Genomic DNA, 10,149 nt, shown 5'->3' on the forward strand with positions numbered 1-10,149 from the left:
TGCCGGTTTCAGAACTGCCGAGCGTCGACTTCCCGACCATTTCGGTCACCGCCGCGTTACCCGGCGCATCGCCGGAAACGATGGCCGCTGCCGTCGCCACACCGCTCGAAGGTCAGTTCTCGACGATCGCCGGGCTCGACTCGATGAACTCGACGAGCGCGCAGGGAACCACCTCGATCACGCTGCAATTCTCGCTCGAACGCAACATCGACGACGCCGCTCAGGATGTTCAATCGGCGATAGCCGCCGCACTGCGCAAACTGCCACCGAACATGCCGGCGCCGCCATCCTACCGCAAGGTCAACCCCGCTGACTCGCCGATCTTTTACATTGCGCTGTCCTCGCCGACGCTGCCGCTGCCGGTGGTCAACGAATATGCAGAAACACAGCTCGCCCAGCGCATTTCGACGATCAGCGGCGTTGCCCAGGTGCAGGTTTTCGGCTCGCAGAAATACGCCGTACGCATCCGCAGCAACCCGGATCAACTCGCCGCCCGCGGCATGGGCATCGACGAACTTCAGCAGGCCATTACACAGGCCAACGTCAACCAGCCGGTCGGCCTGATCGACGGCGAGCGCCAGACCTTTGCCATAAAGGACAACGGGCAGCTCTCGAATGCCGCGGCCTACCGCCCACTGATCGTCGCCTGGCGCAACGGGGCACCGGTTCGCCTTGAAGAGGTGGCGACACCGATTGACAGTGTCGAGAACGCCCGCATCGCCAGCTGGAATGTCGACAAGCGTGCCATCGTGCTGGCCATCCAGCGCCAGCCCGGCGCCAATACCATCGAAACGGTCAATTCGATCAAGCGCATCCTGCCCAGCTTCCAGGCCAAGCTGCCGGCGGCGATCGAGATAACCACGCTTTACGACCGCAGCATCTCGATCCGCGACGCGATCAATGACGTGCAGTTCACCCTGGTTCTTGCCGGTTTTCTGGTCATCCTGGTCATTCTGCTTTTCCTGCGCAACCTTTCGGCCACTGTCATCCCGGCACTGGCGCTGCCGATTTCCATAGCTGGCACCTTCGCCGTCATGTACGTGCTCGGCTACAGCCTTGACAACCTCTCGCTGCTGGCGCTGACGCTCTCTGTCGGCTTCGTCGTCGACGACGCCATCGTCATGCTCGAAAACATTGTCCGCCACATCGAGTTGGGTGAAACGCCGCTGGAGGCCGCCATCAAGGGCTCGCGCGAGATCGGATTCACCATCATCTCGATGACGATTTCGCTGATCGCCGTATTCATCCCGGTGCTCTTCATGAGCGGCATCGTCGGTCGCTTGCTGCACGAGTTTGCCGTCACCATCTGCGCCGCCATTCTCGTTTCAGGGGTCGTGTCGCTGACGCTGACGCCGATGCTGTGCAGCCGCTATCTGCGGCATGCCGATGCGGAAGAGCATGGCCGCGTCTTCCGTGCCTTCGAAAGTTTTTTCGATGCCCTGCTGGCCGGCTACCGGGAATCATTGCGCTGGGCCATGGAGTGCCCGCGACTGGTGATCGCCGTTTTCGCGGCGACCATCGTCCTCAGTGGCGTGTTGTTCACGATGGTGCCCAAGGACTTCATCCCGAGTGGCGACAGCGGGCAGATCATCGCCTTTACCGAAGGTGCGCAGGACGCCTCGTTCGCCTCGATGGTCGAACACCAGCGCGCAGTGGCCGCCATCGTTGCGCAGGACCCGAACATCCGCTCCTTCATGTCCTCGGTCGGTGGCGGCGGCATCCGCCCGACCTCCAACACGGGTACGATTTTCATGATTCTCAAGCCGCGCGACGAACGCAAGCTTTCTCCGGATGAAATCATCCAGCAGCTCCGTCCCAAGCTGGCTGCCGTCCCGGGCATCAAGGTCTATATGCAGAATCCGCCGGTCATCCGCATCGGCGGCCAGATCACCGCCGCGCAATACCAATACACGCTGCAGAGCACCGACCTGGCCGAACTCTACCAATGGACGGAAACCCTGCTCGGCAAAATCCGCCAGTTGCCCGGTTTCATCGACGTCACCAGCAACCTCAACAACCTCAGCCCGGTCGTCGCACTCGACGTCGACCGCGACAAGATCGCCACGCTGGGTCTGAGCTTCGCCCAGGTTGAGGATGCGCTGCAAAGCGCCTTCAGCGCGCGGCAGATTTCTACCATCTATGGCGCCACCAACCAGTATCAGGTCATCCTCGAAGTCGCCCCCGAATTCCAGTTCGATCCCTCGATGCTCTCCCGCCTTTACGTGCGCGCAACAAGCGGCAAACTGATCCCGCTCGACACCGTATCCCGCGTCACTCGAAAGACACAGGCGCTGACCGTCAACCACCAGGGACAGCTTCCCTCGGTCACCCTCTCCTTCAACCTCCTGCCCGGTGTTTCACTCGGTGATGCCGTCGACCGCATCAAGGCACTGGAGCAGGAAATGCGCATGCCGGCCTCGCTCAACTCCAGCCTGCAAGGCACGGCGCAAGCCTTCCAGGCCTCATTGCAGGGGCTTGGCCTGCTGCTGCTGATCGCCATACTGGTGGTCTACATCGTGCTTGGCATCCTCTACGAAAGCTTCATCCACCCGCTGACCATCCTCTCCGGCCTGCCCTCGGCGGCGCTCGGCGCGCTGGTTACGCTGCTCGTCTTCCGCGTTGATCTGAGTCTTTACGCCTTTGTCGGCATCATCATGCTGATCGGCATTGTCAAGAAGAACGCCATCATGATGATCGACTTCGCGCTCGACCGCCAACGCAGCGAGCAATTGCCGGCGCATGAAGCGATCTACCAAGCCTGTCTGATCCGCTTTCGGCCGATCATGATGACCACCATGGCCGCTCTCGTCGGCACGCTGCCCATTGCCATCGGCTTCGGCGCCGGTGCCGAAGTGCGTCGCCCGCTGGGGCTGGCCGTCGTCGGCGGCCTGCTGCTCTCGCAGTTCCTCACCCTGTACCTGACGCCGGTGGTCTACGTTTACCTCGACCGCCTGACGCCCAAGGCCAAGGCCGAAAACGCGCTGCCCGAAGCGGTCTGAAGACCAATCGCCAAGACCATGGCCGCTCCTGAAAAACCGCCGCTCGCCAGCCTGCGCATCGACAAATGGCTGTGGGCGGCACGCTTCTACAAAACGCGCTCGCTGGCCACAGCCGCCATCCACGCCGGCCACATCAAGCTCAACGGGCACAGCGTCAAACCGGCAAGCGTCCTGCGCCCAGGCGATACGCTTGATCTGGCAATCGGCGATGCACTCTGGACCATCCGGGTCAGCAGCCTCAACGATCAACGTCGACCGGCAAGCGAAGCGCAGCAGCTCTATGCGGAAACAGCGGAGAGCAGCGCACGCCGCAGCGCAATGAAGGAGATCCAGCGATTCTCTCCCACCCCCGGCAGCGACCTGCGCGGTCGCCCGACCAAAAAGGCTCGACGACTGATCCGGGGATTCAACGAAGGCTTCTGAATTCAGCTTAAAAACGGCAAATATTGAATTCGAACAGAAAGCAATCGTGGTCACCTATTGCTTTACCTGAGCCCTATGGCTGAGAAAAACTCATCCATGAAGTCGGATTTTATCGTTTGCCACTACAGCTTTGGCCCACTATTGTCCCGCCTGACGGTTCGGATGTTCGGAAATACACGAGCCACAACACGACGGGAAGCAGTCTCGAATTGATCGAGTCAATTCCCAAACACAAGGAGTAGAAACATGAAAACGATGAAAACGAATATCGCCGTATTGGTGGAAGACCTTGGCATTTTTGCAATGCTTGCCGCTCTATGCTTGCCGGGCGTGGGTTTGGCCATCAATTGGTTGAACAGCCAGCCGCGGCAGGCGCGCAAGGCGCAGTAACAGATTCCTGGTAGAAGGATAGGAAATTCAATACCGCTTTTTGGGGAGTATCCAGGAGTGTTTAGTCGCGTTTAATCGTCGACTTGGCACGCGAAGGACTTGAATACTCCATCCAGAAGCGCGAGCCATCGTGCAATGGGTCACGCAAGCGACGGTTTTTGTTGATTGTGTGACCCTGGCTACAAGATTCCCTGGGCGATGCCCGCTCGTTGGATTTTGCCTGATACCCCGTGATCCGCTGATCGCACTCATAGTCCAGTGCCGGTTGAAAGAGGGTCGATGCAGAAGTGCGTCAAAAGGGTCTGATCGAAACGGCCAGGCTCGAATAAATTGAATTTGGCGCTTTCCTGACCATCCCCTTTAGTTCAGCACCTCCACATTGCTTCCGTTTACTTTTTCACGGGCGAACAGAACCACAGCTTGTTCCCCTCGCTATCCAGAAAGCTGCCCACATAAAAATCATCATAGGGCTGGACTGGATCGGGGATGGAGACGCCACGCTCGCGTAGCGCCTTTTCGGTATCGGGAGCATGTTCGGTGGCGATCGTAATGCGCGGATTCAGCTTGTCCGAAGGCGGGGCATACCAGTTGGTCTTCAGCATCAGGATGGTTTGACCCAGAAAATACCCGACATGCGTGTCGCCTTCAAAGGCTGGGGCCAGGGAAAGCGTATCGCGATAGAACGTGTGGGCGCGCTCGATATCGAGCGTTGGCAGTGCAATGACTTTAATTCGCAGGAACCCTAGCGGTGAGGTTTGCATTTGACCATCCTCCAAACGAGAGTTGAGTGAATGAGGCGAGTGCACGGTTGTGCCACAAGCTCAATATAGCCTTTCGAATGAGTCCGTACACTGTGGTCAAAAGAAGGAACTCAATTCCGACCGGGTTGAGCGCGCAAACCACTCAGGTGCATACCCAATGAACTCCCTCTACAATGGCCGTTCCAATATATTCACGCACCCGAGAAAACCAGACCATGTTCCGCTCCCTCAATACGCCGGCTCTGTGGGCCGTTACACTCTCTGCCGCCGGAATCCTGATGGTGACGATGGGTGCGCGGCAGTCGCTCGGCCTCTTTCTCGCTCCGCTCAACACCAGCACCGGCCTCGGTATCGCTTCGATCAGCCTGGCCATGGCCGTCGGGCAGTTCATGTGGGGCGCCGTGCAGCCGATCGCCGGTGCGGTGGCCGACCGTTACGGGCCGGGGCGCGTACTACAAGGGGGACTGCTGCTGCTGGCGCTCGGCAGTGCCGTCACACCCTTCATGAACAGTACCTGGGGGCTGGTCTTTTCACTCGGTCTGCTCTCGGCCATTGGCTCGGGCGCCGGCAGTTTCTCGGTGCTGATCGGCGCGGCGACCACCCGACTGCCTGTGGAATCGCGCGGTGCGGCGTCCGGCGTGATCAACGCCGGCGGCTCCTTCGGTCAATTCATTTTCGCCCCGATCCTGCAAAAACTGATTCAGACGATAGGCTGGATGGGCGCCCTGTGGGCGCTGGCCGTGATGACGCTGGCCGCGCTACCGCTGGTCCGTGTGGTGTCAAGGCCGCTCGAAGCAACGCACAAGACGGTCACGGCGGCCGACCCCGGACTGCGGCGCAGCGTGCAGGACGCGCTGGCCGACCGCAGCTATCTGCTGCTGCATGCCGGGTTCTTCACCTGCGGCTTCCATATCGCCTTTCTTGTCACCCACCTGCCGGGCGAGGTTAATCTGTGCGGCCTGCCGCCCTCGGTGGCCAGTTGGTCGCTGGCCATCATCGGCCTGGCCAACATCTTCGGCAGCCTCTATGCCGGCGCCTGCGTCGCCCGCTATCGCAGCAAATACGTGCTGTTCTGGATGTATGCCTCGCGCGCGCTGATGATTGCGCTGTATCTGGTCGCGCCGCGAACCGACCTGACCTTCTATATTTTTGCCGCCGGCCTCGGCTTTACCTGGCTGGCGACGGTGCCGCCGACCGCCGCCATTGTCGGCAAATTGTTCGGCGTGCGCTATCTCGGAACACTGTTCGGACTGACCCTGCTCTCGCACCAGATCGGCGGCTTTCTCGGTGCCTGGCTGGGAGGGCTCTCGATCACGCGCTTCGGCGACTACTCGTGGATGTGGTACGCCGACATCGCGCTGTCGAGTCTGGCGGCGCTGCTTAACCTGCCGATCCGCGAAGCGCCGGTAGTCATTCATGCCGCCCAGGCGGCCTGACCGGCATGCAGCCCTTCCATTGCGAATTCGTCTCCCTGCGCGAACGGCGCTATCACGTCCGCATCTGGGGTGAGAACGACGCGCCGACCTTTTTCTTCCTGCATGGCTGGGGCGATGTCAGCGCTTCATTCCAGTTTGTCGTCGATGCCTTACCGCGCAAGTGGCGCGTCATTGCGCCGGACTGGCGCGGTTTCGGCCTTTCGCAATGGAACGATGGCGCCTACATGTTCACGGACTACATCGCCGACCTCGACGCCCTGCTCGAACATTACTCGCCCGACCAGCCCGCGCAGATCGCCGGGCACAGCCTGGGCGGCATCGTGGCCGGCGTATATGCCGGAATCCGGGCGCAGCGGGTTTCACGCTTCGCGAACATGGAGGGCTTCGGCCTGTGGGTCTCGGCACCGGGCGAGACACCGGCCCGTCTGGAGAAATGGCTGCAGCAGATTCGTGACAAGGATTCGGCTTTCCGTCATTACCCGCGGCGCGAGGATTATGCTTTGCGACTATGCCGCGACAACCCGCGCCTGACTCCCGAACGTGCCGCCTTCCTTGCCGAGCATTCGCTGCTCGCGCTTGAAAATGGCAGCGACTTCACTTTCGCCGCCGACCCGAAGCACCGCTGGATCAGCCCCGTACTTTACCCGCTGGAGGAGGCCAAGGCCTGCTGGCGTCGTGTAAGCGCCCCGACGCTGTGGGTCGCCGGGCGTGAATCGGTCATCATGAAAAGGTTTGACGAACACCCGGACGAGTACTGCGAGCGCATGGCCTGCTTTGCCGATGTGCGGGAAGTCCGGATCGACGAGTGCGGGCACAACCTGCACCACGACCAGCCACAAGCGATTGCCGCTCTGCTCGACGACTTCTTTTCCCCAGCTCACCCCACCGGGAAATCTCCCTGAGAGTCTGTGAAAAATCAACACTGCCTGATTTCCACGATAGTCACCCCGGCGTAAGCTGTGATTGAGCTAGTTTATCCGAATGTTTTAAGGAATATCAGAGGAAGGTACTGGATTCAGGCTTGCGCCGGAATGAGCGCGAAGCCTGGCCTCGGGCAACGGCTTGGGAGGTGTTTATCAATTTATTCACACTCCTGGCCGAAGCGGGCGATGAAGCGCTCGATTTCCTCTTCCAGTGCGGCGTGCGCCGTCAACCCTTGAATCCAGCGTTCGGGAATCGCCGCCACCCCCAGTGTCGCACCGAGAATGGCACCCAGCACCGCGCCGCGGTGGCAATTGTCACCGCCGGCGTTAGTATTGGCAATCAGCGCAGCTTCGATGTCATCCGGATAGCGCGCCGCCAGATACAGCACGACGGGAAAAGAATGCTCGATATAGCAGGCGGGACTGAGCAGGCCTCCGATCACGGCCTGATCGGATTGGTGCTGGCGGCGGATGCGCTCGATCACCGCCGTCGCCGGGAAGCCCAGCCGTTCGGCAGCGGCGCACGCCAGCGCCGCGATCTGGCCTCGCGGGCCTTGCAGCAAGCGAATCAGCAGGGCACTGAATTCCTGAGCGTAACGTTCCAGCTTTCTCGAACGGTGGGTCAGCCGCAATTGGGTCAGTGCTGCCGCGTTTGCTGTCGTCGGATCGCCTTGCCGTAACGCGGCGAAAATCACCGGTGGCAGACCCACCAGCCCGCCAATCGAGGCGGTGTCATGGCCTTCCGCGCCAGCGCAGCGTTCCGGCGGCAAACCACGGGCGTAATTGGCGAAAAAGTCGCGATGGAAGGATTCGGCGTAGGTGTCGTTGTGGCTGTCCGGCGCGGTCATGAACGCAACATAGTCGCGCAGATAATCGGCGGGATCGTAGCGGCCTGTGAGGTTGAGCGTACGCAGCAGTACCCGCGTACACAACAGATTCAGGGTGTTGTCACCGGCCTGCATGCCCTGATGGTAGTGACGGTTGGCCTGGCCCCAGTGCTGTTTTTTCCCCTTGAGGATGATGCCGCCGACCACGTCTCCATCCTGCGAGCCGCGCCCGGCCTGGCCGGTGCTGGCCAGCGCCATGATCGAACCCGGATGATGCGCCTTGGGCGAATGGTAATCGCGGATGACGCCAAAATCGCGCTGGAAGGCGGCCACCTCATAATACCAGTGCACCGGCATCGCCAGCGCGTCGCCGACGAACAACCCCCACAGTGCGCCGCGCATGCGTTCCGCCGGTGTCAGATGGCTCGACGCGCTCATGATGGCGATCCGCTTGAGTCGACAAAACAGGTTCGGATAGCCTCGACTTGCTGACGATACACATCACAATCGGAGGAAACGGCGCCCGGCACCGAGTGGAATTTGGAATCAATGCAACTTACATTGACGCGCTGAAGAGACATTAAAAACATCCTTTCATCAATGGCACTACCTTAAGCCTTCGACATCGGATATTTCCATTTCACAACAAGAATTTAAAAAAATGCTCTTCGTCCCGGCGCATTCCATGGCCCTCGGCCACGTCAAGGGTATCTCCTTCGTGGCAAAAACCGGATTCCAGAAAAGCCAAGGCACTGAACACCGGCTTCAGCCCTGAAGGTGAAAGGGCCTAGTGCTCAAGCACTCCTGGAGTGCGTCGGTGTGACGGCCTATTCAGCGTTTCCCTTCAAGTCAACAGTCATTCCGTGTCAAGCCCGGAATGAGCACGAACCCTGGCTTGGTGCCACGGTATTTCAATGAGTTAGTGCGAGTACACATATACCGTGCACCTGACAAGTACCCGGATGTCAAACACCCGGGTTGACCGACTCGAGCGTTTGAGGTCAAATCAACCGGTGCAATTCTACTGATCGCCCCAGACAACCCATGAGCAGTCAACGCGGCTTTCTCGAAGGCTTCAGTAATGCCGGTATTCTGCCGACAGACTCTGAGGAATTGCGACTGCAGAAATCGCTGCTGATTTTTGCTACTGGCCTCATCAGCTTCGCCTCGATGCTGTGGTTGTTCATCTACTGGCAACTCGGGCCGCAGTTCTCATCGACCATCCCTTTTGTGTTCCAGTTGCTGCTGGTCGGCAATCTGGTGGTGTACCTGAAAACACTGAATTTTGATGCTTTTCGCGTAATCCAGCTTGCACTGTTCCTGTTCATGCCCTTTGTGGCGCAGTGGAGCATGGGCAATTTCATTTCCGCCAGTGGTGTCAGCTTGTGGGCACTGCTGGCACCGATTGGCGCCGTGTTGTTCATTGGCCCAAGTCAGGCTCTGGCCTGGTTTTTTGCCTACATTGTTTTCACCGCACTCTCGGGCGCTTTTGACTACTACCTCGCCGATTCGCTGACCAACACGCCAATGAAGGTGCCGACGCGGACCACGGTGTTCTTCTTCGCACTCAATTTTGCTGGCGTGTCGAGTATTGTTTTCCTCCTGCTTCGCTACTCGGCGATTGAAAAGCAGAAAGCCCAGGCCCGCCTCGAAGAAGCGCACCAGCAACTGCAGGTCGAGCAGGAGCGTTCTGAACGCTTGCTGCTGAATATCCTGCCGGGTTCGATTGCCGAACGACTGAAGAACAGCAACCAGACCATTGCCGACGGATTTGCCGATATTTCCGTGATGTTTGTCGACATCGTCAACTTCACCCGGATTGCCGAGGGACTGAGCCCGCAACAGGTGTTCTCGATGCTCAACAAGATTTTTTCTTCATTTGACGAACTCGCCGAAAAGTTTGGTCTGGAGAAGATCAAGACAATCGGCGATGCCTATATGGTCGCTGGAGGCTTGAACGATGATTGCAGCAACTATACCGAGGCACTGGTCGACATGGCGCTGGAGATGCGTGATCTTCTGCAACGCGATTTCCAGGTTAACCACATGCATCTCGAAGTACGTATCGGCATCGGCACCGGTCCGGTGGTAGCAGGCGTGGTCGGCAAAAAGAAATTTATCTACGACCTGTGGGGTGACACCGTCAATATTGCCAGCCGCATCACCAGCGAAGGCGTTCCCGGCATGGTGCAGGTGGATGAAGCCACCTATCGGCGGCTAAAACAGCGCTTCGATTTTCACGAGCCGCAAACGATCTACCTCAAGGGCAAGGGAAATATGGTTGTCCACCGCGCCATCGGTCGCAAGGCGGCGTGAGCGGGCGAAATCTGTTCACGATAAGACTGACGCCATGACCATCAAACCGATTCACCCTTAAAATACCAAATCAC

The 10,149-nt window shown here is 59.3% G+C and carries 8 protein-coding genes; 6 read left to right on the forward strand and 2 right to left on the reverse strand.

From position 1 onward, the window contains the following. The 3 genes from JNM42_RS11970 to JNM42_RS11980 all read left to right on the forward strand — a co-directional run. Positions 1-2,999 (forward strand): efflux RND transporter permease subunit (locus JNM42_RS11970; RefSeq protein WP_294269993.1); only part of this gene is annotated, 2,999 nt, incomplete at its 5' end. Between the two features lie 18 nt (positions 3,000-3,017). Beyond that, positions 3,018-3,422: a S4 domain-containing protein gene (locus JNM42_RS11975; RefSeq protein ID WP_294269996.1), complete on the forward strand. Its 405-nt coding sequence runs from the start codon at positions 3,018-3,020 to the stop codon at positions 3,420-3,422. A gap of 246 nt (positions 3,423-3,668) precedes the next feature. Further along, on the forward strand, positions 3,669-3,812 hold the full coding sequence (locus tag JNM42_RS11980) for a hypothetical protein (protein ID WP_294269998.1): 144 nt from the start codon (positions 3,669-3,671) through the stop codon (positions 3,810-3,812). A gap of 389 nt (positions 3,813-4,201) precedes the next feature. Here JNM42_RS11980 and JNM42_RS11985 read toward each other — a convergent pair whose 3' ends face one another. Further along, positions 4,202-4,573: a VOC family protein gene (locus JNM42_RS11985; RefSeq protein WP_294270001.1), complete on the reverse strand. Its 372-nt coding sequence runs from the start codon at positions 4,571-4,573 to the stop codon at positions 4,202-4,204. 215 nt (positions 4,574-4,788) lie between these two features. On the opposite strand from JNM42_RS11985, the gene JNM42_RS11990 reads away from it, so the two are divergent. After that, the gene (locus JNM42_RS11990) at positions 4,789-6,009 is read left to right on the forward strand and encodes an MFS transporter (RefSeq protein ID WP_294270004.1); all 1,221 of its coding nucleotides are present in this window, start codon (positions 4,789-4,791) and stop codon (positions 6,007-6,009) included. A gap of 5 nt (positions 6,010-6,014) precedes the next feature. After that, positions 6,015-6,911, forward strand: coding sequence for an alpha/beta hydrolase (locus JNM42_RS11995; RefSeq protein WP_294270007.1), 897 nt, complete (start codon positions 6,015-6,017; stop codon positions 6,909-6,911). 179 nt (positions 6,912-7,090) lie between these two features. On the opposite strand, the gene JNM42_RS12000 is transcribed toward JNM42_RS11995, so the two are convergent. Further along, positions 7,091-8,197, reverse strand: a complete 1,107-nt coding sequence (locus JNM42_RS12000) for an ADP-ribosylglycohydrolase family protein (protein WP_294270010.1) — start codon at positions 8,195-8,197, stop codon at positions 7,091-7,093. 606 nt (positions 8,198-8,803) lie between these two features. Between JNM42_RS12000 and JNM42_RS12005 the strand changes: the two genes are divergently transcribed. Beyond that, a complete protein-coding gene (locus tag JNM42_RS12005; protein WP_294270012.1) occupies positions 8,804-10,075 on the forward strand; it encodes an adenylate/guanylate cyclase domain-containing protein in 1,272 nt (423 codons plus the stop codon). Positions 10,076-10,149 lie beyond the last annotated feature (74 nt).

The organism is Propionivibrio sp., assembly GCF_016790145.1.
GTDB lineage: Bacteria > Pseudomonadota > Gammaproteobacteria > Burkholderiales > Rhodocyclaceae > Propionivibrio.